The sequence below is a fragment of the Streptomyces sp. NPDC101227 genome, assembly GCF_044767545.1.
GTDB lineage: Bacteria > Actinomycetota > Actinomycetes > Streptomycetales > Streptomycetaceae > Streptomyces.
The window spans coordinates 788,072-810,788 of record NZ_JBIWOD010000001.1; the positions used below are offsets into that span (position 1 = coordinate 788,072).

Here is a 22,717-nt window from a genome sequence, read left to right on the forward strand (position 1 = left end):
TTGCCCCCTCGACGCATACGGATATCGCGACCGGCCGTGCCGTACGCAACGCGGCTAACCGATCGGTCAGCAATCTAACCGATCGGTTAGCCAAGGGTGTTGCGGGGGAGGAAATCAGGCCGCGGGCGGCTGCTGCAGCACCAGTTCCCGCAGGACGTCCTCCATCGTCACCAGCCCGGCCAGCGTCCCCTCGTCGCCGATCACCGCGGCCAGATGCGTACGGGATGCGCGCATCGCCGTCAGCACGTCGTCGAGCGGCGTCGCCGACTTGACCCGGGCGATCGGGCGCAGCGCGCCGACCGGGAACGGCAGATCGCGCGGGGTGGCGTCCAGCGCGTCCTTGACGTGCAGATAGCCGAGGATGCGGCTGTTGTCGTCGATGACCGGGAAGCGCGAGAAACCGGACCGGGCGGCCAGCCGCTCCAGGTCTTCGGGAGTGACCCCCATGCGCGCGGCGACGACCCGCTCGGCGGACAGCACCACGTCCCGGACCGGGCGGCGGCCCAGCTCCAGCGCGTCCCGCAGCCGCTCCTGCGCCCGCTCGTCCAGCAGACCGGCGGCCCGCGAGTCCTCCACCATCTTCGCGAGCTGATCGTCCGAGAACGTCGCGGCCACCTCGTCCCTGGTCTCCACCCGCAGCAGGGCGAGCAGCACATTGGCGAAGGCATTGATCGAGAAGATCACCGGACGCAGCGCGCGGGTCAGCGCGACCAGCGGCGGACCCAGCAACAGGGCGCTGCGCACCGGCTCGGCCAGCGCGACGTTCTTCGGCACCATCTCGCCGAACAGCATGTGCAGATAGGTGGCCAGGGACAGCGCGATCACGAACGAGATCGGGTGGATCAGGGCGTGCGAGATGCCCACGGCATGGAACACCGGCTCCAGCAGATGGGCGATGGCGGGCTCGGCGACCGCGCCCAGCACCAGGGTGCACAGCGTGATGCCCAGCTGGGCGGCGGCCAGCATCGCCGAGACATGCTGCAGACCCCACAGCACGCTGGCGGCGCGGCGGTCACCGCGCTCCACGTAGGGCTCGATCTGGCTGCGGCGCACCGAGATCAGCGCGAACTCGGCGCCCACGAAGAAGGCGTTGACGACCAGCGTCAGCAGGCCCACGAAGAGCTGGAGGGCGGTCATCGGCCGGCCTCCGGGTCCACGTCCCCGGGGGCGTCGGCCAGGGGCACGTGCAGCAGCACCCGCGCGGCGCGGTGCCCGGACGCGTCCAGTACATCCATCGTCCAGCCGGCCACCTCCACGCTGTCGCCGCGCACCGGAATCCGGCCCAGCTCCGTGGCGATCAGCCCGGCCAGCGTCTCGTACGGGCCGTCCGGTACCCGCAGGCCGATCCGCTCCAGCTGATCGGTGCGGGCGGCGCCGTCGGCCTGATACAGATTGCGGCCGTCCGCGTCGGAACCGGCGGGGGCGAGGTCGGGGGTCTCCAGCGGGTCGTGCTCGTCACGGACCTCGCCGACCACCTCCTCGACGATGTCCTCCAGCGTCACCACACCGGCCGTGCCCCCGTACTCGTCGATGACCACGGCCATGGTGCGCCTGCCGGACAGCCGGTCCAGCAGCCGGTCCACGGTGAGGGTCTCCGGTACCAGCAGCGGCTCGCGCAGCAGGTCGGAAACGGGGTGCCGGGGACGGCGGTCGGCCGGGACCGTCAGGACGTCCTTGATGTGCGCGACACCGACGACGGCATCCAGGCTGCCGCGGTAGACGGGAAAGCGGGACAGCCCCGTCGCCCGGGTCGCATTGGCGATGTCCTCGGCCGTGGACTGCACCTCCAGGGCCACCACCTGCACCCGCGGCGTCATCACGTTCTCCGCGGTCAGATCGGCGAGATTGAGGGTACGGACGAACAGCTCGGCGGTGTCCGGCTCCAGCGCGCCCTCCTTGGCGGAGTGCCGGGCCAGCGCCATCAGCTCCTGCGGGCCGCGGGCGGAGGCCAGCTCCTCGGCGGGCTCCAGGCCCATCCGGCGGACCATGCGGTTCGCGGCGTTGTTGAGATGCCGGATCAGCGGCTTGAAGGTGGCGCTGAAGCCGCGCTGGGCGCTGGCGACGTTCTTGGCGATGGCCAGCGGGCTGGAGATCGCCCAGTTCTTCGGGACCAGCTCGCCGACGACCATCAGGACGACCGTGGAGATCGCCGTGGCGAGGACCAGCGCCACCGATTCGACCGCGGAGCGCGGCAGGCCGATCGCGGCGAGCGGCCCCGCCAGCAGGGTGGCGATGGCCGGTTTGGACAGCATGCCGATGACCAGGCCGGTGACGGTGATGCCGAGCTGCGCCCCGGAGAGCTGGAAGGTGAGGCTGCGGACGGCTTTGAGGGCGCTGTCCGCGCCGCGCTCGCCGCGCTCCGCGGCGCGTTCGAGGTCGCTGCGCTCGACGGTCGTCAGCGAGAACTCGGCCGCGACGAAGATGCCACAGGCCAGGGTCAGGAGGAGCGCCACGCCCAGCAGAAGCAGGTCGGTCATCGGGTCACCTCCGTCCCATGATCGAACAGGTTCGGGAGGTTCGCCCTCTGTCGGGAGGGCACCCGGCCGGGGGCCCGGCAACTGGGAGGCTCGTCCATGGCTGGACGCTCACACACCTTTCACTGGGGGGAGGGAAGTCACGAAAGCCCTCCAATAGTAAAGGATCGGCAAAGTTGGTGGGATGGTGAAAGCCCGCCCCTGTTGAGCGCCTCATCGACCGATCCGGATGCCGCCGCCAAGCCCGCCCCCGCGGCCCGGCCGGCCGTGCTCCTCGCCGGCCGCCGGCGGCGTGCCGCCTACAGCGTCTTGACCCAGCGCCGCCAGTGGTCCTCGCGGTGGTAGCCGGCCGCGGCCCAGGTGTGGTGGGCGCGTTCGTTGGCTTCCAGGACCATGGCGTCGACGCGGCGGCCGCCCAACGCGGCGAACCGTTGTTCCGCCGCTTCCATCAGGGCGGTGGCGACGCCTTGCCGGCGGCGGTCCGGGTGTACGGCCAGCCGGTAGGCGGAGCACCGCCAGCCGTCGAAGCCGGCTATGACGGTCCCCACGAGAAGGCCGTCGCGCTCGGCGAGGATCAGGGCTTCGGGATCCGTGGCGATGAGCCGGGCCACTCCGTCGTGGTCGTCGCTGATGCTCGTACCCTCTGCGGCTTCGCGCCAGAACGCCAGCACGGTGTCGATGTCCGGGAGGGCGGCGTGGCGGATGTGGAGATCACTCATGTGGCGAGCCAAGCAGATCGCTCGCGCGCCTGGCGAGCCGATTCCGTGGACGAGTGACGACGAGTCAGGGAGCGGCGGAGGGCCCTTGAAGGCGGAGTCTTCCGTGCCGAGCCTTCGGCAGCCAACTGCGTTGCCCAGGAGTGCGGTTGTCCGACCGGCCCGGGCGAGGACGCGACCGATCGCGCTCCAGCCGGAAATGCCTGGCGGCTCACGGCGGCGAGCGATACGATCACTCGCGATGACGACTCAATCCATTAACAGATTGGGGGCCCCATTCGCGCAAGGTGAGTGCTGATGCTCACTCGGACCGCGAATGAGGATTCCCGCCTTTCCCTCTGGCTGCGCGTGCGCCGGTTCGCCGTGCCGCCCTCCATGATCGAGACTGCGACCGCCCGGCGTTGCGCCGGGGACTGGGCAGGCGCCTGCGCCGCCGCAGGCATCGATCTCGACCTCCACATGCGCTCCCTGGCGCGTACCCATGGCCAGGAACTCGCGGCTCGGGTCCGGGCCGATCTCCGCCATCTGGCGCCCGACCTCTTGCGCTGGCACATGCCCAGGATCGCTCCCGACGGACTGCTGCGCCCGGGTATCACCATCGCTCTGGCCAGGTACGACGCGGCGGGACGCGACGGCGCACGCCCGGTGTACCTCGTGGCCCGGACCCCGCCGGCCTGGGCGGATGCCGGGCAGCGGATCAGCCTCGCGTTGTGGGACGGATCCCCCTCCGAGGCCGGCGCCCGCCATCATCCGCATCCCCATCCCCACCGGCGGTTCCGTCTCGACCTGCACCGCCACCTGTGGGACGCGCGCCGGACCGACGAGCTACGGATCCGGTCCGGGGCCGATCGGCCGCCCGCCGACGGCCGTTGCGCGACGGACCCCGAGCTGCTGCGGATGGTGCCGCCGGGGCGCCGCTGCGCCGTTGACCGCTGGGCGGCCGAGGCGGGGATACTGCTTCGCGCCGAAGGGCGGCCCGCCGGTCCCGTCACCGTGCGGCTCGGCGGCCGGCGCCGGCTGGCCTTGGACCTGGTGGCGGACGGGGACGGTCCCGGGCCGCCCGGCGTGCGGATCGCGGCGGCGCCCACGGACGGCGGCGCCTCGACGACGCCAGTCCTGCCCGACGCGGCCACCTGGGTGCTCCCCGATCTGGAACTGATCCGCAGCGGATCGATCGAGGCCGATCGGCTGCACCCGCTGGTCGCCTCGGCGCTGCTACCGGATCATGCGCCGGCCCCCTCGTCCCCGACTCCGGACCTGGCGGGACAACCGCGGCTCGTGGAGTGCCGGGGAGCTCGGCATCGGATCGGCCTGGTCAACGGTGTACTGGCCGCGCTGGACCACGACCCGGCGGAGATCCGGCGGGAGGAACTGCTGGTCGCCCTGACCGGTACTCCGCTTCCCTGCCTGCGGGCGATCGACGAGGCGCACCGTCATCCGGACTGCCTCACCGGCGTCCGTGAACGCCTGGAACACGGCGATATCGCCGGTGCGCTGGCCGTCGTCGAGGGCCTGCTGGGCCCCGATGCGCTACTGCGCGACGGTGCTCTGCGGGACGCACTGGAGACGGCCGCGCGGCGCCGGATCACCTACGGGCTGTACCGGTCGGGCCTGATCGGACCCGGACCCGACCGCATCCGCCCCGGTGTCCGCCGTCCCCGTGGCCACCGCTCACACCCACGTCACACGACGTCCAGCTGATCCGGGGGCTCCGTTCCCCTGCGCCCGCTCGTACCCTCACGCACACAAAGGTGATCACATATGCACGCATACGCCCCGTTCGCTGCCGTCGCCACCCCCTCCGACGCGGCCCACACCCCCCAGCTCGACGTCGCCGGAGAGCTGCTGACCCTGCTGCGCAACGCCACCACCGAACCGCGCCCCGACACCCAACTGGAGGCCCTGACGCTGGCCGTGGCCGCCGACCTGCCCGTACTTCTGTGGGGTGAGCCGGGAATCGGCAAGACCGCGGCCCTGACACAGCTTGCCGAGGCGCTGGACCTTCCGCTGACCACGGTGATCGCCAGCGTGCACGAGCCGTCCGACTTCTCGGGCCTGCCCATCGTCGGCGACGATCCCGCCGAGCAAGGCGTCCCGATGGCCCCGCCGGACTGGGCCGTACGCCTGGTACGGGCCGGCCGGGGGCTGCTGTTCCTGGACGAACTGTCCACCGCACCGCCGGCCGTTCAGGCAGCCCTGCTCCGCCTGGTGCTCGAGCGGCGCATCGGTGCGCTCCAACTGCCGCCCGGCGTACGGATCGTGGCCGCCGCCAACCCCCGCTCCTCGGCAGCCGACGGCTGGGAACTGAGCCCGCCGCTGGCCAACCGTTTCGTTCATCTTCAGTGGACCCACGACCACGAGGTCGTCGTACGCGGCCTCGGTGGCACCTGGCCCCGGGCAACCCTGCCCCGGCTCGACGCGGCGAAGTTGCCGGAGGCCGTGGACTTCGCCCGCCGCGCGGTGTGCGGACTCCTCGCCGCCCGCCCCAAACTCGTGCACCAACTGCCCAGCAGCGAAACCCGCAGGGGCGGCGCCTGGCCCTCCCCCCGAAGCTGGGAGATGGCCCTGTGCCTGATCGCCTTCGCGACCGCGGCCGGCTCCTCCCGTGACGTACTGTCCCTCCTGGTCCGGGGCACCGTGGGAGACGGCCCGGGACTGGAGCTGCTGGCCGGCCTGGACCGGATGGACCTCCCCGACCCCGAGGTGCTGCTGGCCGACCCGGCGGGTGCCGTCCTGCCCGAACGGGGGGACCTGCGCCAGGCCGTGCTCGACGGTGTGGTGGCCGCGATCCGCCGGCGCCCCGACAAGTCCCGCTGGGACGCGGCGTGGGCGCTCCTGGTCCGGGCGGTGGAGACCGGAGCGCCGGACCTGGTGGTCGTCCCGGCGACCACCCTCGCCTCGCTGCGCGAGGAGGACTGGGACGTGCCGGCGTCGATCGAGCAGCTCGCCGGAGTGGTGTCACTGTCCCGGCGGGCGGACCGGGCGGCGGCCCGGACCGCGGTCGCCGCGAAGGCGGGCCGATGACGGCGGACGCACCCGACGCGCCGGACACACCGGGGACACTGGACTTCGGCAAGCTCTTCGCCGCCCGGCTGCACGCCGCCCGGGTCCGGCCCTACTTGGCGAGCGCCCTGTTCGCGCTGCACACCGTGGAATCGCGCCGGGTACCGACGATGGCCGTCGACCGGCACTGGCGGTGCTATGTCTCGCCGGTGTTCGTGGACCGGACGCCGGTGGAGGAATTGGCGGGGGTGTGGGTGCATGAGGTCTCGCACCTGCTGCGCGACCACCACGGGCGCAGTGACCGGGTCGCCCGTCAGCGCGGGCTGACCGGCCCCGGGGAACGGCTGCGGATGAACATCGCCGCTGACTGCGAGATCAACGACGACGTGTTCGGCGAGGGGCTGATCGGGCCCGAAGGCGCCGTCGATCCCGCGTCCTTGGGGCTGCCCGAGGGGGAGCTCATGGAGGACTACCTGCGCCAGTTCCGGCTCGGGCCGCACACCCAGGGCCTCGCCTGGCTGGACTGCGGCAGTGGCGCCGACGGACTGGAGCGGGAGTGGGACCTGGGGCCGGACGGCGCCCACGGGCTGAGCGCTCACGAACAGGACGCGGTCCGGTTCCGGGTGGCGCAGGGCATCACCGGCCGTCCCGGGGACGCCCCGAAGGGATGGCAGCGCTGGGCGGAGGAGGCGTTCCAACCGCCGCAGCCGTGGCGGGAGTTGCTGGGCGCGGCGGTCCGCTCGGCGGCCTCCGGGGCCGGCGCGGGCGAGGACTACACCTACGGCCGCCCGTCGCGGCGCTCGGCCGGAGTACCCGGCACCGTACTGCCGAGCCTGCGGCGCAGGCCGCCCCACGTCTCCGTGGTCATCGATACCTCCGGGTCGGTCAGTGACACCGAACTGGGCAGCGCGCTCATCGAGGTTGCCGCGATCACCCGCGCCGTGGGCGGCCGCCGTGATCTGATCACCGTGCTGTCCTGCGATGCCGCGGCCCGGATCGTGCACCCACTGTGCCGTGCCGAGGGCATCCCGCTGGTAGGCGGTGGGGGGACGGATCTGCGTACCGGCTTCGCCAAGGCGCTCCGGGCGCGACCCCGGCCCGATGTCATCGTGGTCCTGACCGACGGGCAGACGCCCTGGCCCGGCACGCGACCACCCTGCCGGACGGTCGTGGGTCTCTTCCCCCGGCAGGAGAGCGCCGCGTCGTGGGACGAGGACGATCCCGATTACGTGCCGGACTCGCCTCCCGCCTGGGCACGCGTGGTGGTCATCGGGTCGGCTCCCACCGCTCGGTGAGGACTCCGCCCCGCGGCTGCCGCGGCTGCCCGTCGAACCCGGCGATCACCGCGCACGACCGGCTCCCCGGCCCCTCAGCCGCCCGTCAATTCCTCCAGCACCGGAGCGAACGCCTCCATGAACGGATCCAGCACCGTGATGTACGAGAAGCCGAAGCGCTCCCGCCGCTCCCGCAGCTGCTCGGCCATCTGCGCGGGCGTGCCGATCAGCAACGTCGGAGCCTCCAGCGCCTGCTCCTCGTCCAGCCCGATGCCGCGCGCGGCGATCTCCCGGGCGGCGGCCCGGCGGTCGTCGGTGGGCAGCACCTGCTGGACGAGGATGTTCAGCTCGGCGGGCTCCGGGCGCTCGGCGGCGTACTCCTGGTACCGGGCCACGGAGGCCGCCAGCTCCTCGGCCGGCAGCAGCTCCAGCACGCCCTCGGGTTTGCCGGATGACTGCCGGCCGCCGGTGAATGCCGCGATGTCGGCGTGCCGGGCCGTCAGCCGCATCATCCGGGGGCCGTTGCCGCCGATCAACAGCGGCGGGCGGGGCCGCTGCGCGGGCCGCGGGAGGTGCTCGGGGTCGCCGAGCAGCCGGTCCAACTCCTCGATGGTGCGGGCGAGATGGTCCACCCGCTGACCGGGAGTGCCCCAGGGCAGCCCGGCCTTCTCGTGCTCGGCACGGACGTATCCCGTACCCAGTCCGAGCTCCAGCCGCCCACCGGTGAGCGCGTCCGCGCCGGCCACTTCACGGGCCAGCAGTGCCGGGTTCCAGAAACCCGCGTTGAGGACGAAGGTCCCCACCCGCGGCCGCCCGGTCGCCTCCGCCGCGGCGATCAGCGCGGGAAACGGCGCCGGCATGCCCAGATGATCCGGGACCAGCAGCACGTCATAGCCCAGCTCCTCGGCGTGACGGCACTTCCGGCGCCAGGATTTTCTGTCCTCGAGCGTGAGCATGTTGAGGCCGAAGCGGAACGGGCGCGGCATGGGACCCCCTGAGAGCGCGTGCGGTGGGAATGGGTCGTGATCGGTCACGGCCAGAGAATCACGGTCGTCCCGACGGCGTGGCCGACTTGGTCATTCCCGGCGGCGCCCGGGGCCGTGGCGCCCGCGGCCGCCGCCTCCCGCCGCCGATAGGCCCCGGCTATCGCCCGCATTCGCAATCAGCGGATGGTCTCAGGCCCTGCGGTGGGTGAGCCTGGCCGGGACCGAGACGTCCGACGGAGGGGCAGACCATGGCCTATGTACCGCAGCGGCACCCGGTGGCGGCGCACCAGCTGCTGAACTTCATCGACGGCCGGTGGGCGCCGGCCGAGTCGGGCCAGACCCGGACCAATGTCAATCCGGCCGATCTCCACGACCACCTGGGGGAGTTCGCCGAGTCCGGCGGTGTGGACGCCGACCGGGCCGTCGATGCGGCGGCCGCCGCGCTCCCCGCCTGGCGGGCGCTCGGGCCGATCCGGCGGGCCGCGTACCTGACCGAGATCGGACACCAACTGGCCGACCGTGCCGAGGAGTTCGCGGCGGCGATCACCCGTGAACAGGGCAAGCTGCTGAGCGAGGCGCGCGGCGAGGTCGCCCGCGCCCGCGCGGTGCTCGACTTCACCGCCGGCCAGGCCCGGCTGCTGGGCGGCGTCACCGCGCCCGCCGAGGAGGACCGCACCTTCGCCTACACCTTCCGCCGCCCCCTCGGCGTCGTCGCACTGGTCTCGCCCTGGAACTTCCCGCTCGCCATCCCCGTATGGAAGGTCGCCCCCGCGCTGCTGTCCGGCTGCACCGTGGTCCTCAAGCCCTCCCCGCTCACGCCCCTCACCGCGGCCCTGCTCGTCGATGCGGCACGCCGCGCGGGCCTGCCCGACGGCGTGCTGAACCTCGTCCAGGGCGATGCGGCGGCCGGTGAGGCGCTGGTCGCGCACCCGGACGTGGCCGGCATCAGCTTCACCGGCTCGCTCGCCGTCGGCACCGCCATCCACACCGGCGGCGCCCACCGCCTGCTGCGCACCCAGCTCGAACTCGGCGGCAAGAACGCGCTGATCGTGCTGGACGACGCGGATCTCGACCGGGCCGTGGACGCGGTGGTGCACGGCGCCTTCGGGCAGGCGGGGCAGCGCTGCAGCGCCACCAGCCGCGCCGTCGTCGACCACCGGGTACGGGACGCGTTCCTGGACCGGCTGGTCGACCGGGTCGCCGCGCTGCGGGTCGGCCCCGGTGACGACCCGGACTCCCAGATCTGCCCGGTCGTCGACACCGCCCGGATGGCGGCCGCGCTGGACGCCGTCGCCGGGGCGCGGCGGGACGGCGGCAAGGTGCTGTGCGGCGGCGAGCGCGCCCTCGACCAAGGGCTGCCGGAGGGCTGCTATGTCCGGCCGACCGTCATCCGCGACGTCCCCTGGGACAGCGAACTCGCCCAGGAAGAGATCTTCGGCCCGGTCCTCGCCGTGGTGGACGCGGACGGCTTCGACGACGCCATGCGGATCGCCAACTCCGTCCGTTACGGGATGTCCGGCACCGTCTTCACCGCCTCCCAGTCCCGCGCCTTCGACGCCGTCGACCGCTTCGAGGCGGGCATGCTGCACGTCAACCGGCCGGGCGTGGGCGCCTACGCACACCTCCCACACGTCGGCGCCAAGGCCTCCCAGTACGGCCCGCCGGAATGCTCCCCGCAGGTCTGGGACTTCTACACCACCTGGCACTCGGCCTGCATCAGCTACTGAACCCGACGGCCCGGCGGTTGCCTGCCGGGCCGCCCAGGGCTTACGACATGCCGAGGGCCGGTCACGCCTCCGCGGGTGACCGGCCCGGCGTCTTTGGCGCTCAGCGGGTGGCCAGCACCTCCTCCGCCAGCCCGAACGACAGCGTCATCCCGGCGCCGCCCACACCGTTGACGACCGTCACCCCCGGCTCCGGATCGACGACGAGTTCCGTACGGCCGTCCCGCAGCGACGGATAGCAGCCCGTCCAGCGTTCGGTGATCCGCGTATCGGGCAGCCGCGCGAAGCCGCCGAGATAGCCGAGGATCGCCGCATTGATCCGCTCATCGGCGAACGGGTCATGGGTGGCGGCATAGTCGTGGCTGTCGCCGATCGTCAGCCGGCCGTCCGCGGTCGCCGACAGCAGCACATGGATCCCGTGCTCCCGGTGGAACGGCAGCTCCTCGCGCATCCGGGCATCCAGCGCCGCCCGCGCCGTACAGTCCTCGAACGCCGCGTAGTGCAGCAGCGTCAGCCCGCCGCACAGCATCGGCCCCAGCTGCCAGCCGCCCGGCTGCACCCCCGTGCGCAGCATCTGCAGCTTGCAGCGCACCAGCCCGCTCTCCGCGAAGACCTGCGGATACAGCGTCGCGAAGTCATTGCCGCTGCACACCAGCACCCGGTCGGCACGCCATTCACCGGCGGTGGTGGACACCACCGGGGCCGACACGTCGCGCACCGTCGTACCGAAGCGGACCTCCACGCCGTACTCCTCGACGAGATACCGCGCGATCGCGGGAATCGCCCGCCGGGGATCGACATTGAGCTCGGTGGGGCTCCACATCGCGCCGAGCAGTCCCTCTTCACGCACCGCGGGACCGCGCCGTACCGCCTCCGCCGCGGTGATCATCGCCGTGCCGCGTTCGCGGGCCGGCTCCGTCGTCGCGACGAACTCCTCCAGCACCGCCAGCTCGTCGGGCCGGTGCGCCAGATGCAGCGAGCCGGCCGGCGCCGCCCACAACCCCGTCTTGGCGCTGATCTCCTGCCAGATCTCGCGGCTGCGCAGCGCCCGCCGATACGCCGCGCCGCGACGGGGCGAGGTAGTCCACTTTGGTCAGGAAATTTCAACTGCCAGTCCTCCCAGGTAGGTTCGGATGTATGACGACGCAAGCGCAGGCGGCGGAGGGGGCCGGGCACGCCCGGTACACCTATCGCCTTCGCTTGTCGTCGTCGGCCAGGGACGCGCTCGAAGCCGAGTGGGACCGCTGCCGCTGGGTCTGGAACGAATCGGTCGCGAAGTCGAAGGCTGTCCACCAGCACAGTCGGGCGATCGGCGAGAAGGTGACGTGTGGTCCGGCGCAGCTCGACAAGATGCTGACCGAGGCCCGCGCCCGGACGTTGTGGCTGCGCGAAGGGGCGTCTGTTCCTCAGCAGCAGCTGATACGCGACTTCGCGAAGTCCCGCGCCAAGGCGCTGAAGGACATCAAGGCCCGGTTGCCGATGCGGCAGCGGGCCGGGATGCCCCGGTACAAGAAGAAGCGCGAGGCCGCGCCGAGTCTGAACTACACCCAGCGCGGTTTCCGCCTCAAGGACGGCCACCTGCATCTTGCCGGCGGGATCGTCGTGCGGCCGGTGTGGTCGCGCGAGTTGCCCAAGGCGCCGTCGTCGGTTCGCGTGTATCGGGATGCGGTCGGGTACTGGTGGGCGTCGTTCGTCGTCCAGACCCAGGCCGAGCACCTGCCCGCGACCGGCCGTGTGATCGGGATCGACTGGGGCGTCAAGGAGACCGCCACCACCACATCCGATGACCACGACCTTCCCCACCCGCAACACGGCCGCACGGCCGCGCAGAGACTCGCCCGCTATCAGCGCGTGATGGCCCGTCGCCGACCGGCCAAGGGACAGGCCGGATCGAAGGGCTACCGCGAAGCGAAGCGGCAGACCGCGAAGCTGCACGCCAAGGTGGCCCGGCAGCGGCAGGACACCGGCCGCAAGTGGGCCAAGAAGGTCGTGCGCGACCACGAGGCTTTGGCGGTGGAGGACTTTCGCCCAAGGTTCCTGACGAAGTCCACGATGGCTCGCAAGGCGGCAGATGCCGCGATCGGTGCGACCAAGCGAGCGCTGGTGGAGATGGCCCGAAAGCACGGTCGCATCGTGCACCTTGTCCACCCCGCGCACACCACCATGGACTGCGCGCAGTGCGGAGCGAGAACCAAGCACGCACTACCTCTTTCCGAAAGGACGTATGCCTGCACCGCGTGCGGAGCCGTCTGGCCCAGGGACAAGAACTCCGCCCGCGTGATGCTGGTCCGGGCCGGTCTTCAACCCGGCTGGTGCTGATCGTGTAAGACCTGCGCGCCCGCCGGGCCGCAGGCGACGTGAGCCAGGAATCCCCCTCGTTTACGAGGGGGAGGAGTCAAACAGGACGCCACGATCGCGCCCGCCATGCCGCCGGCCACGACCACCCGCGGACCGAAGCGGTCGGCCCACATGCCCCACAGGAACTGGCCCACGGCGTACGCCGCGAGATACACCGCGTCGATCACCCCCAGTACCCGCTCGGTGAGCACGGTGTGGACGGTGGGATCGTCCAGGATCCCCAGCTTGGCGACGGAGAACGCCTGCCGCACGAAGTAGAACCCGGCGTAGGCGATCCAGGTGATCACGAAGATCTGACGGCGCCAGCGGGCCGCGCTCGTACGGGCGCCGCGGGCGCCGACCGGCGGCGAGGGCGGGTCGGGCGGGACGTGCTGTGGTGCGAGGCCGGCCATGGCGGTGTCCTCTCCTCGGCGTCACATGACGGGGGAATCGGGGGAGTTGAGGGGGGTGGCGGCATGGCGGGGCCCCGGCGCGCACCTCGGCGCACGCCGGGGCCGGGGAGGGGCGGGTGTGGAGCGGTGCGCCGGGTCAGCCGGTCAGCGGCCGGTCCGCGGCCAGCGCCGTCCCCACCCAGTAACTGTCGAAGTTCCGCAGCCGGTGCCCCTCGGGCAGCGGCCCGGTCGGCGCGTTGACCAGGAACGGCACCCGCTGCTCGGTCAGCCCGCCGTGCGAGCGCAGCGGCTCGGTGAAGCCGGAGATGTCGTGCCGGGCGGGCGTGGTGCCCAGCACGGTGTTCCGCTCGGCGATGACGACCAGCTCGCCGATCCGGTCCCCGGGCAGCTCGAAGCGCGCACAGGCCTCGGCGCGGGTCAGCACCGCCGCCATGCCCGCCACCGCACCGAGACCGGCGACCAGCGCCTCGATGCCCGCCGCATCGACCGCGGCCGGCAGATGCACCGTCGCATACGAGCCGAGCGCCCCGTGATGGACCGTGTACGGGTCGGTGATCGGCAGCACCACCCGCGCCCTCCCCTCGCCCAGTTCGCGGTCCAACAGGTCCTGGAGATACACCACTTGGGCCTCGCCCGCTCCGTCGCTCTTGGCGTTCATGCCGTGGTCGGCGGTGACCACCAGAACGGCGCCCAGCGCATCGATCCGCGCGAAGTAGCGGTCCAGCATGGCGTAGAAGTCATTGGCGACCGGCGAGCCCGGGGCGTGCTTGTGCTGGATGTAGTCCGTCAGCGACAGATACATCAGCTCCGGACGGTCCCGCTCCAGCACGTCCACGCCCGCGGCCAGGACGAGTTCGCTCAGCTCGGCGCTGTAGACGGACGGCAGGTCCATCCCGACCCGCTCCAGGACCTTGCCGATGCCGTGCTCGGCCTCCGTCACCCGGTCCGCCTTCTCCGCCGAGAAGCAGATCCCGTTCCGCAGACCGTGCCCCAGCAGCCGCCGCAGCTTGTCCTTGGCGGTGATCACCGCGACCCGGGCGCCGCGCTGCGAAAACGCGGCGAACAGCGTCGGGGCGCGCAGCAGCGCCGGGTCGTTCATCATCACCTCGCTGTCCGTGTCCGGGTCGTAGAAGTAATTGCCGCAGATCCCGTGCACGGACGGCGGCGCACCCGTCGCGATCGAGAGGTTGTTGGGATTGGTGAAGGACGGCATCGTGCAGTCCGCGCGCAGATCGCTGCCACGCCGCAGCATTCCTTCCAGGAACGGCATCCGCCCGTCCGCGACGGCCCGTTCGTGATACGCGTCCTCACTGCCGTCGATGCACACCACGACGACCGGCCGGGCCGGCCAGGCGTAGTCACGTCCGTTCACCCGCAGCTGCTCGGCACCGGCATGCTTCATGTACGGATCCACCCCTGAGATCGAAGTCGGCCGGGCGGTCGGATCCGCCCCGCCCCTCATGGGTAGCACCGGCCGCGAGCGCGGCAGAACCACCGAAATCGCTATACCGGCCATAGCCCTTCGCCCTCCGGGGCGCATCCCGGCGTTCGGGTCCGACCCCTGTCCAGGAACGGCGTACCGGGCTAGGCTCGCCGCGCTGTCGATCATGGACCGCCCGGATGCCGGGCGCCGGCACCGAGGGAGGGCCATGGAACTCAACCTCCACCGACTGTGGATCTTCATGCAGGTCGTTGAGCACCAGGGCTTCTCCGCCGCGGCCCACAAGCTCTATATGAGCCAGCCCTCCGTCTCCAACCAGGTCCGCAGGCTGGAGCAGTCGCTCCGGGTCACGCTGATCGACCGCTCCGGCACCCGCGCCCGGCCCACCGCCGAGGGCGAGGTCCTGGCCGCGTACGGCAAGCGGGTCTTTCTGCTCGCGGAGGAGGCGGTCGCCGCCGTCCAGCAGGTCGGCGGGCTGGTGACCGGACGGCTCCTCATCGGCGGCTCGACCACCGTCGGGACGTATCTGCTGCCTGCCCTCCTCGCCCGCTACCAGCGCCGGCACCCCGGCATCGACTGCGATGTCTTCGTCGGCAACTACGAGGCGGTCCAGGAGCGGCTGCTGGGCGGCGGCATCGGCGTGGCCGTCGTGGCCGGGACCCCGCACGGCGACCGCTTCGTCGTCGAGTCCGTACTGGAGGAGCGCCTCGTCCTGATCGCGGCCCCCGGCCACCCCCTCGCCCGCCACCCCGGCATCGGCCCCGACGACCTCACCGGCGCCCGCTTCCTGCTGCGCGAACCCGGCTCCCAGACGCGCGAACTGCAGGAACAGGTACTGGCCGACTGGGGCCTGGCCGACGCGCCGCGCGCCGACATCTGGGGCCCGGAGGCGGTGAAGCAGTGCGTGGCGGCAGGCATGGGTCTGGCCCTGATCTCCGAGCACGCCGTCGTCGACGAGATACGCGCCCAAACCCTCACCGTCCTGCCCGCCGCCCCGGCCCCACAGCCACGCCCCATCAGCCTCATACGCCGCAGGGACCGGCTGCTGTCACCGGCGGAGCGGGCGTTCCTGGACGTACTGCGCGGGCTGCGCGGCTGGCCGGGGACGGCCGACGACCGGCCGGCAGGGGACGCCGACGACCCGGATGCCGGCGGTCCGGAGGCGGATGCTTGCCGGTGCTAGCGTCTGCGCGCTAGCTTGAAACCGTGGCGAAGACACAGTTGAACGTCCGAGTGGACGAGGCCACCGCCGACGCGGCGCGGGAGCGCGCCCTGCAGCGGGGAGTGAGTGTGAACCGCTATATCGAGGAACTCGTCCTCCGGGACGCCGGAGAGGTCGGCCAGACCTTCGTCGAGGCCGCCGCCGACTTCATGAAGCAGTACGAACGGGTCTTCACCGAGGAATTCGCCCCCGAGCCCGGCACGGCCGCCGGCCACACGGCGCCACCGGACAGGGAAGGGCAGCCGGACGCCTAGGGCGTGTCCGGCAGGCACCCGCCACGGCGCGGCGCGGACCGCTACGAGTCCCACGAGACACCACCAGGAGCCGACATCACCCTGCGCATCGACCTCGCCTGGCTGCTCCTGATCGCCGAACGGCACACCCCCGGAGACCCCGAAGTCACCGACTGGGGCGCCCTGGTAGCCGCCGTCAGCCGTCACGAGGCGGAGATATTCGGTGTCCCCGTCTACACAGATCCCCAGGACCGCGCCGCGGCCCTGCTCCAACTCCTCCTCCAGGTACCGGCGTTGGAACGCTCGAACGCGATGTTCGCGACCGCCGTCGCCTACGGCTATCTCGTCGCCAGCGGCCTGAAGATCGCCACCTCACCCGAGCAGGTCCGCGAACTCGCCCGCCTCGTCAAGCAAGGCACCGCGGACGTCCGCGCCATCGCCGACGTACTGCGCACCTGGGCGGCGTGAACGCCCGGCCTCGGCCGACGCACCGCCGCTCAGTCGATGGGCCGCCGCGCCGTCCCCAGCACCATGGGGGACGACGGCAGCGTCGGCCCCCGCTCCGGCACCTTCAACCGCCGTACGCGCACCACCTCGAACCCGGCCGCCCGGATCTCCCCGAGCGGATCCCGCCAGGTGTGACAGCCGCCCATCAGCAAGGGCCAGACCGTACGGTCCAACGCCCACTGCACCGCCGCCGGCCCCCGCTCCGGCGCCCGGCCGTGCTCGAGGAACCGCAGCTCGGCGCCGGGCCGCAGTACGCGCCGCAGCTCGGCCAGCGCCCGCCGCACATCCCGTACGGAACACAGCACCAGCGACGCCACCGCGACATCGAACGCCTCGCTCTTGACCGGCAGCGCCTCCGCGACCCCCGGCACCAGATCCACCGGCACCTCCGCCTGCGCCGCGGCCGTCCGGGCCGCCGCCCGCAACGTGGCCTCCGGCTCGATCGCCACCACCTCCGAGACCCTCCCCGGATAGTGCGCGAAGTTCAGCCCGCTGCCCGCACCGACCTCGATCACCCGCCCGGTGGCCCCGACCAGCAACTCGTCCCGCAGCGCTGCCAACCCCAGCCGCTGGTCGGCGGCCGGCCCGCAGCAGCGTGCATACAGCCGGGCGAAGACCGGGTGGTGCACGGTGGCCCGAGGGATGCCTCTGCGCTGGAACATCATGGGCCCCTTTCGCCGCTGAACCGGCCGAGGCCGGCACACCGCCAGCCGCCGTCCCGTCTCCGCCTCCTCCCATGATCCGACCTCAGTCCGGCTCTGGGAACTGTGGCGACCGGATCAGCCGATACGGGGGATGCGGGACGCCAGGACGCGGGGGCGTCAGGACGTGGGGACGCGGGCGTCGTCCCCTCCCTCTGATCCCTCCGGTCTCTCCGGTCTCTCCGGCCCCTCCGACGTCATGCGTCCCGGTCGGCTTCCCGAGCCGCACGCTCCAGGCGGCCTCGATGGTTCTCCCACCACGCCGAGTCGCCCGGCGCCATGCTGTCCTTGCCCTTGTTCATCCCGACGGCACCGTCCAAGAGTTCCCGGAGGATGTCGGCGTGCCCCGCGTGCCGCTGGGTATCGGCGATCACGCGCAGCACGGCGTGATGCAACGTCATCTCGTCCCTGCCGCTCGGCCACCACGGCACTCTGCCGAGCGTGTCCAGCGGCAGCGCGTCGATCGTCGCGTCCGCGTGTGCCCAGGCCCGGCGGTAGAGCTCCACGATGTGCCGGCGTGACTCGGCGGCGGTGGCCCACATGTCCGCGTTGGACTCGGCACCGTCCTCGAGCCAGGGCAACGGCTCGCCGGACGGCCGTCCGAAGGTGTCGCCGAGGTAACCCAGCTCCACGCCGGCCACGTGTTTCACCAGGCCCAGGAGGTTGGTGCCGGTCGGCGTCAGCGGGCGGCGGACGTCGTACTCGGAGAGCCCTTCGAGCTTCCACAGCAGGGCATCACGGGCGGACTGAAGGTACGAGCGAAGGTCGGCCTTGGGGCCCGATGAGGTCATGCGGCCAGTCTGCCGCGGGCGGGATCTTTGTTGAGCACCTTTGTCCAGCGCCGTTGTTTCCATGCCTCTGTTCAGTGCCTTGGTTCAGCACCCTTGCCCGGCGCCGTTGTTCACGTCGCCGGCGACGCTACGACGGAAGGCGCAGCGGCCCCGCACCCCAGAGTTCGGGCGCCAGCCACTGCCGCGCCGCGGTGCGGAAGGCGCTGGGAGGCAGGGCGCCGGAGCCCTCCGGGATCAGGCCCAGCAGCGGCGCTTCCGCCGCCGCGGGGAGGTCGGCGAGGTTGCAGCGGGAGGCGAGGTCGGGCTCGGCGGGCCAGTTGCCGATGACGACGCCGGGGCAGTGGAGGCCGTACGCGCGCAGGGCCAGGGCGGTCAGGGCGGTGGTGTTGAGGGTGCCGAGGCCCGCCTGGGCGACCACCAGGACGGGGGCCTTTGCCAGGCGGGCAGCGTCGGCGAGGGTGTTGCCGTCGGCGTCGAAGCGGACGAGGAGACCGCCGGCGCCCTCGACCAGCACCAGGTCGTGCGAGGCGGCCAGTTTGGCGGTGGCGTCGGCGATCTCGTGGGGGAGGACCGGCGGCCGGCCGGCCCGCTGCGCGGCCGTGGCGGGCGCCAACGGGTCCGGGTAGCGGGCGAGTTCGGCCGTGGTGACCGCGCCCGCCAGCCGCGCGACCTCCGCCGCATCGCCCATCTCGTCCGCGGTGACCCCCGTCTGGGCGGGCTTGAGCACCGCCACCGAACGGCCCTCGGCGAGCGCCGCCGCGGCGATCGCGGCCGTGGTCACGGTCTTGCCGATCTCCGTGCCTGTGCCCGTTACGAACAGCACCGACATTTCTTTGCCTCTCTCCTTCGGCCTCGCGGCCGCTCGCCCCTGCGGCTCGTCGCCGTCAGCCCTCGCGCGCCGCGGCGCACACCGCGGCGCAGATGCGCGCCACATCGTCGTCACCCGTGATGTACGGCGGCATGGTGTAGATCAGGTCCCGGAACGGCCGCAGCCAGACGCCCTCGCGGACCGCCGCCCGGGTCGCGGCCGCCATGTCCACCGCATGGTCGAGCTGGACGACGCCGATCGCGCCCAGGACGCGTACCTCCCGCACCCCGGCGACGTCCTCGGCCGCCGCCAGGCCGTTCCGCAGCCCCGCCTCGATCCGTTTGACCTCCCGCGCCCAGTCCTGGGACAGGAGAAGGTCGATGGAGGCATCGGCGACGGCGGCGGCGAGCGGATTGCCCATGAAGGTGGGGCCATGGGCCAGGACGGGAAGTTCGCCCTGGGAGATGCCGTCGGCGACCTCCGAAGTGCACAGCGTCGCCGCGAGCGTCAGATAGCCGCCGGTCAGGGCCTTGCCGAGGCACATGACGTCCGGCGAGATGCCGGCGTGTTCGGCGGCGAAGAGGGCACCCGTACGGCCGAAGCCGGTGGCGATCTCGTCGAGGACGAGGAGGACGCCGTGGGCGTCGCAGGCCTCGCGCAATACCCGGAGCCACTCGGGGGAGTGGAAGGACATGCCGCCCGCGCCCTGCACCACCGGCTCCACGATCACCGCCGCGAGTTCCTCGGCGTGGCGGGCGATCAGCTCGCGCAGATGCGCCGCGTACGCCGGGTCGGGCGCGGCGTCGAAGCCGGCCGGCGGTGCGTCCGCGAAGATCTGCCGCGGCAGCACCCCCTGCCACAGCTCGTGCATCCCGCCCTCGGGGTCGCAGACGGACATCGGTTGCCAGGTGTCGCCGTGATAGCCGCCCCGCCAGGTCAGCAGCCGCTGTTTGCGCGGCTTTCCGACCGAGCGCCAGTACTGGAGGCACATCTTGACGGCGACCTCGACCGACACCGAGCCGGAGTCGGCGAGGAAGACGTGCTGGAGCGGCTCGGGGGTGATGTCGACCAGACGTTTCGCCAGGCGTACGGCGGGCTCGTGGGTGAGCCCGCCGAACATCACATGACTCATCCGCTCCAGCTGGCCGCGCGCGGCGTCGTTGAGCACGGGGTGGTTGTAGCCGTGGACCGCCGACCACCAGGACGACATGCCGTCCACCAGCTCGTCCCGCCCCTCGACGGGCCGGGCGAGCCGCAGCCGTACGCCCGACGCCGACTCGACCAGCAGCGGCTCGGCGCGGCCGGGCATCGGCCCGTACGGATGCCAGACGTGCTGCCGGTCGAGTGAGAGGAGTTCCCCAGGGGTGAGGGCCGGCTCAGGCATTGGGCGGAAGGTCGGTACCGGCGCCGCGGCGGCGCACCGAGACCAGGTCCCGGCGGGTCTCGTCGGAGGGGGGCGCGGCGACCGTGGCGGCGGCGACCTCGGCGGCCGGCTCGGGTACGGCGTCCGTGCCCTGCTCCGCGTCCGTACGGTGCTCCGGCAGCGTCGTGGTGTCCGTGCCCTCGACCTCGAACCCGGCGTCCGCGATCATCGCCAGGTCGTCCTTGCCGGCCTGGCCCTCGCTGGTCAGGTAGTCGCCGAGGAAGATGGAGTTGACCAGGTGCAGGGCGAGCGGCTGCATGCTGCGCAGATGCACCTCGCGGCCACCGGCGAGCCGTACCTCCACGTCCGGGCAGACGAACCGGACCATTGCCAGGATGCGCAGCGCGCGCTGCGGCGTGAGGTTCCATTCCTTGGCGAGGGGGGTGCCCTCGAAGGGGATCAGGAAGTTCACCGGGACGGAGTCCGGGTCCAGCTCGCGCAGCGCGAAGACCACATCGACCAGGTCTGCGTCGCTTTCGCCCATTCCGGCGATCAGTCCCGAGCAGGCGGACATGCCCGCCGCCTGGGCCTGCTGGACCGTGGAGACCCGGTCGGAGAAGTCGTGTGTGGTGCAGATGTCGCCGTAAGTGGCTTCTGAGGTATTGAGGTTGTGGTTGTACGCATCGGCGCCCGCCGTGCGCAGACGTTCGGCCTGGCCGTCGGAGAGCAGGCCGAGACAGGCGCACACCTCGACGCCCTCGTTCTGCTCCTTGATGGCGGAGATGGTGTCCGAGACGCGGTCCACGTCCTTGTCGGTGGGCCCGCGGCCACTGGCCACCAGGCAGACCCGCTTGGCGCCGCCGGCCACCCCGGCGGCGGCCGCCTTGGAGGCGTCATCGGGCTTGAGCCAGGTGTACTTGAGGATCTCGGCCTTCGACCCCAGCCGCTGGGAGCAGTATGAGCAGTCCTCAGGGCACAGACCGGACTTGAGGTTGACGAGATAGTTGAGCTTGACCCGCCGCCCGAACCACTGGCGGCGTACCTTTCCGGCCGCGGCCACGACATCGAGCAGTTCGTCATCGGACGTCGCCAGCACGGCGAGCGCCTCTTCGCGGGTCGGCAACTCGCGCCGCAGTCCCTTGTCCACCAGCGTGTTCAACAGGTCCATGGCGTTGATCCTGACGTACGCCACCGCCCCCGGCCAAGGAGGATTCCCACAACACGGCGTGTTCGGGGTGTGTGTATCGCCACACCGTGGCCGTGCGGAACGACCGCTAACGTCTATCGACAGCCCACAATCGAGGCCGATGGACGAGGCCGCCAGACGAAGGACGCCGATGCTTCAGGACTCCGCCCCGTCGCCGCTCCGCGACGCCTCGCCCGCGACGCCCGCCGAGCCCTCCCGGCGGACGCGGGGCGCGGCCTTCGACTGGATCGACGAGGCGCGCGCCGAACGCCGGCGGGCCGGGCTGGTCCGTACGCTGCGCCCGCGGCCCGCCGACTCCCCGCTGCTGGACCTCGCCGGCAACGACTACCTGGGACTCGCCCGGCACCCCGAGGTCACCGATGGCGCGGCCCGGGCCGCCCGCCAGTGGGGCGCCGGCGCCACCGGATCCCGGCTGGTCACCGGCAGCACCGAACTGCACGCCCGGCTGGAGGCCGAACTCGCCGCGTTCTGCGGCTTCGAGGCGGCCCTCGTCCTGTCCTCCGGCTACGCCGCCAACCTCGCGGCCATCACCGCACTCACCGCCCAGGGCACCCTCGTCGTCTCGGACGCGGGCAACCACGCCTCCCTGATCGACGGCTGCCGCCTCTCGCGGGCCCGTACGGCGGTCGTCCCGCACGCCGACCCGGAGGCCGTACGCGAAGCGCTCGGCGGCCACGACGGCCGGGCGCTCGCCGTCACCGACTCGGTGTTCTCGGTCGACGGTGACGCCGCGCCGCTGACCGCCCTCACCGCCGCCTGCCGGGCACACGGCGCGGCCCTCGTCGTCGATGACGCGCACGGCCTGGGCATCCTGGGCGAGGGGGGCCGCGGCGCGATGGCGGCCGCCGGACTGGCCGGGGACGCCGATGTGGTGACCACCGTGACGCTCTCCAAATCGCTCGGCTCCCAGGGTGGCGCCGTGCTCGGCCCGGCGCGGGTCATCGAGCATCTGGTCAACACCGCCCGCTCGTTCATCTTCGACACCGGGCTGGCCCCGGCGGCGGCCGGTGGCGCGCTCGCGGCGCTGCGGCTGCTGCACCGCGAACCGGAGCGCGCCACCCGGGTCCGCGGGGTGGCCCGGGAGCTGCACGCCCGGCTCACCGCGGCCGGTCTGGTGGCCGTACGGCCGGATGCCGCCGTGGTTTCCGTACGGGCCCCCTCTCCGGAAAAGGCGGTCCGCTGGGCGGCCGATTGCCGGGAGGCGGGACTCGCGGTCGGCTGTTTCCGGCCACCGTCCGTTCCGGACGGGATCTCCCGGCTGCGGCTCACCGCCCGGGCGGACCTGACGAGCGAGCAGGTCGACACGGCGGTGGCCGTGATCACCGCGACCGCACCGCCGACCTGAGCCTCTCTGGCAGCCCAAATGCCGTCTTGTGTCGCAGAGTTCACCGCATTGGGCGACATATATCCGCACATCTCGGTGGATCGGCCGCAACACCGTCGGCAAGGGTGACACTCTGGCGCGCACAGCACCGGCCCGGGGCCCCGGCGGACATCCGCCACGGCCCCGGCGGGAA

At 72.3% G+C, this 22,717-nt stretch carries 18 protein-coding genes and 3 pseudogenes; 9 read left to right on the forward strand and 12 right to left on the reverse strand.

The features are described from left to right. Positions 1–114: 114 nt before the first annotated feature. The 3 genes from ACIRPT_RS03625 to ACIRPT_RS03635 all read right to left on the reverse strand — a co-directional run bounded on the left by ACIRPT_RS03625 (position 115) and on the right by ACIRPT_RS03635 (position 3,193). Positions 115–1,137, reverse strand: coding sequence for a hemolysin family protein (locus ACIRPT_RS03625; RefSeq protein ID WP_403821575.1), 1,023 nt, complete (start codon positions 1,135–1,137; stop codon positions 115–117). Continuing rightward, positions 1,134–2,477, reverse strand: coding sequence for a hemolysin family protein (locus ACIRPT_RS03630; protein ID WP_403821578.1), 1,344 nt, complete (start codon positions 2,475–2,477; stop codon positions 1,134–1,136). Before ACIRPT_RS03630 ends, ACIRPT_RS03625 begins: the two co-directional genes overlap by 4 nt. 296 nt (positions 2,478–2,773) lie before the next feature. Further along, positions 2,774–3,193, reverse strand: a complete 420-nt coding sequence (locus ACIRPT_RS03635; RefSeq protein ID WP_403821581.1) for a GNAT family N-acetyltransferase — start codon at positions 3,191–3,193, stop codon at positions 2,774–2,776. Positions 3,194–3,487: 294 nt separating this feature from the next. Here ACIRPT_RS03635 and ACIRPT_RS03640 point away from each other — a divergent pair, with 294 nt between their 5' ends. From ACIRPT_RS03640 to ACIRPT_RS03650, 3 genes are read left to right on the forward strand one after another with little or no spacing between them, the layout of a single operon-like run. Then, positions 3,488–4,891 carry a hypothetical protein gene (locus ACIRPT_RS03640; RefSeq protein WP_403821584.1) on the forward strand — a complete coding sequence of 468 codons (1,404 nt, stop codon included), beginning with the start codon at positions 3,488–3,490 and terminating at the stop codon, positions 4,889–4,891. A 60-nt stretch (positions 4,892–4,951) separates the two neighbouring features. Then, on the forward strand, positions 4,952–6,214 hold the full coding sequence (locus tag ACIRPT_RS03645) for an AAA family ATPase (RefSeq protein ID WP_403821587.1): 1,263 nt from the start codon (positions 4,952–4,954) through the stop codon (positions 6,212–6,214). Then, positions 6,211–7,488, forward strand: coding sequence for a VWA-like domain-containing protein (locus ACIRPT_RS03650; protein WP_403821590.1), 1,278 nt, complete (start codon positions 6,211–6,213; stop codon positions 7,486–7,488). The genes ACIRPT_RS03645 and ACIRPT_RS03650 overlap by 4 nt, the downstream gene beginning before the upstream one ends. A gap of 74 nt (positions 7,489–7,562) precedes the next feature. On the opposite strand, the gene ACIRPT_RS03655 is transcribed toward ACIRPT_RS03650, so the two are convergent. Next, complete coding sequence (locus tag ACIRPT_RS03655; RefSeq protein ID WP_403821593.1) at positions 7,563–8,453, reverse strand: TIGR03621 family F420-dependent LLM class oxidoreductase; 891 nt, start codon at positions 8,451–8,453, stop codon at positions 7,563–7,565. A gap of 248 nt (positions 8,454–8,701) precedes the next feature. On the opposite strand from ACIRPT_RS03655, the gene ACIRPT_RS03660 reads away from it, so the two are divergent. After that, the gene (locus ACIRPT_RS03660; RefSeq protein ID WP_403821596.1) at positions 8,702–10,180 is read left to right on the forward strand and encodes an aldehyde dehydrogenase family protein; all 1,479 of its coding nucleotides are present in this window, start codon (positions 8,702–8,704) and stop codon (positions 10,178–10,180) included. Positions 10,181–10,280: 100 nt separating this feature from the next. On the opposite strand, the pseudogene ACIRPT_RS03665 reads toward ACIRPT_RS03660, so the two are convergent. After that, positions 10,281–11,252: pseudogene (locus tag ACIRPT_RS03665) on the reverse strand (TIGR03364 family FAD-dependent oxidoreductase); the annotation flags it as partial. 62 nt (positions 11,253–11,314) lie between these two features. Between ACIRPT_RS03665 and ACIRPT_RS03670 the strand changes: the two are divergent. Next, positions 11,315–12,512 (forward strand): annotated as a pseudogene (locus ACIRPT_RS03670) (RNA-guided endonuclease InsQ/TnpB family protein); the annotation flags it as partial. A gap of 121 nt (positions 12,513–12,633) precedes the next feature. Here ACIRPT_RS03670 and ACIRPT_RS03675 read toward each other — a convergent pair. Beyond that, positions 12,634–12,927: pseudogene (locus tag ACIRPT_RS03675) on the reverse strand (MFS transporter); the annotation flags it as partial. 136 nt (positions 12,928–13,063) lie between these two features. After that, positions 13,064–14,329, reverse strand: a complete 1,266-nt coding sequence (gene phnA / locus ACIRPT_RS03680) for a phosphonoacetate hydrolase (protein ID WP_403821599.1) — start codon at positions 14,327–14,329, stop codon at positions 13,064–13,066. A gap of 247 nt (positions 14,330–14,576) precedes the next feature. Here phnA and ACIRPT_RS03685 point away from each other — a divergent pair, with 247 nt between their 5' ends. The 3 genes from ACIRPT_RS03685 (at position 14,577) to ACIRPT_RS03695 (ending at position 16,291) form a co-directional block, all read left to right on the forward strand. Next, entirely contained in the window at positions 14,577–15,551 is a 975-nt protein-coding gene (locus ACIRPT_RS03685; protein WP_403821602.1) for a LysR family transcriptional regulator, read from the forward strand. A gap of 23 nt (positions 15,552–15,574) precedes the next feature. Then, positions 15,575–15,844, forward strand: coding sequence for a hypothetical protein (locus tag ACIRPT_RS03690; protein ID WP_403821605.1), 270 nt, complete (start codon positions 15,575–15,577; stop codon positions 15,842–15,844). A gap of 75 nt (positions 15,845–15,919) precedes the next feature. Continuing rightward, positions 15,920–16,291: a fic family toxin-antitoxin system, toxin component gene (locus ACIRPT_RS03695; protein WP_403821791.1), complete on the forward strand. Its 372-nt coding sequence runs from the start codon at positions 15,920–15,922 to the stop codon at positions 16,289–16,291. A gap of 29 nt (positions 16,292–16,320) precedes the next feature. Here the strand turns inward: ACIRPT_RS03695 and ACIRPT_RS03700 are convergent, their stop codons facing one another. The 5 genes from ACIRPT_RS03700 to bioB form a co-directional block, all read right to left on the reverse strand. Continuing rightward, positions 16,321–16,992 (reverse strand): class I SAM-dependent methyltransferase, encoded by a 672-nt coding sequence (locus ACIRPT_RS03700; RefSeq protein ID WP_403821608.1) that lies wholly within the window; start codon positions 16,990–16,992, stop codon positions 16,321–16,323. A 236-nt stretch (positions 16,993–17,228) separates the two neighbouring features. Next, positions 17,229–17,822: a DinB family protein gene (locus tag ACIRPT_RS03705; RefSeq protein WP_403821611.1), complete on the reverse strand. Its 594-nt coding sequence runs from the start codon at positions 17,820–17,822 to the stop codon at positions 17,229–17,231. A 127-nt stretch (positions 17,823–17,949) separates the two neighbouring features. Next, positions 17,950–18,651, reverse strand: a complete 702-nt coding sequence (gene bioD / locus ACIRPT_RS03710) for a dethiobiotin synthase (RefSeq protein ID WP_403821614.1) — start codon at positions 18,649–18,651, stop codon at positions 17,950–17,952. 55 nt (positions 18,652–18,706) lie between these two features. After that, a complete protein-coding gene (locus ACIRPT_RS03715; RefSeq protein WP_403821617.1) occupies positions 18,707–20,014 on the reverse strand; it encodes an adenosylmethionine--8-amino-7-oxononanoate transaminase in 1,308 nt (435 codons plus the stop codon). After that, positions 20,007–21,161: a biotin synthase BioB gene (gene bioB, locus ACIRPT_RS03720; protein ID WP_403821620.1), complete on the reverse strand. Its 1,155-nt coding sequence runs from the start codon at positions 21,159–21,161 to the stop codon at positions 20,007–20,009. Before bioB ends, ACIRPT_RS03715 begins: the two co-directional genes overlap by 8 nt. 139 nt (positions 21,162–21,300) lie before the next feature. Between bioB and ACIRPT_RS03725 the strand changes: the two genes are divergently transcribed. Further along, on the forward strand, positions 21,301–22,545 hold the full coding sequence (locus ACIRPT_RS03725) for an 8-amino-7-oxononanoate synthase (protein ID WP_403821623.1): 1,245 nt from the start codon (positions 21,301–21,303) through the stop codon (positions 22,543–22,545). The last annotated feature ends 172 nt before the right edge of the window (positions 22,546–22,717 follow it).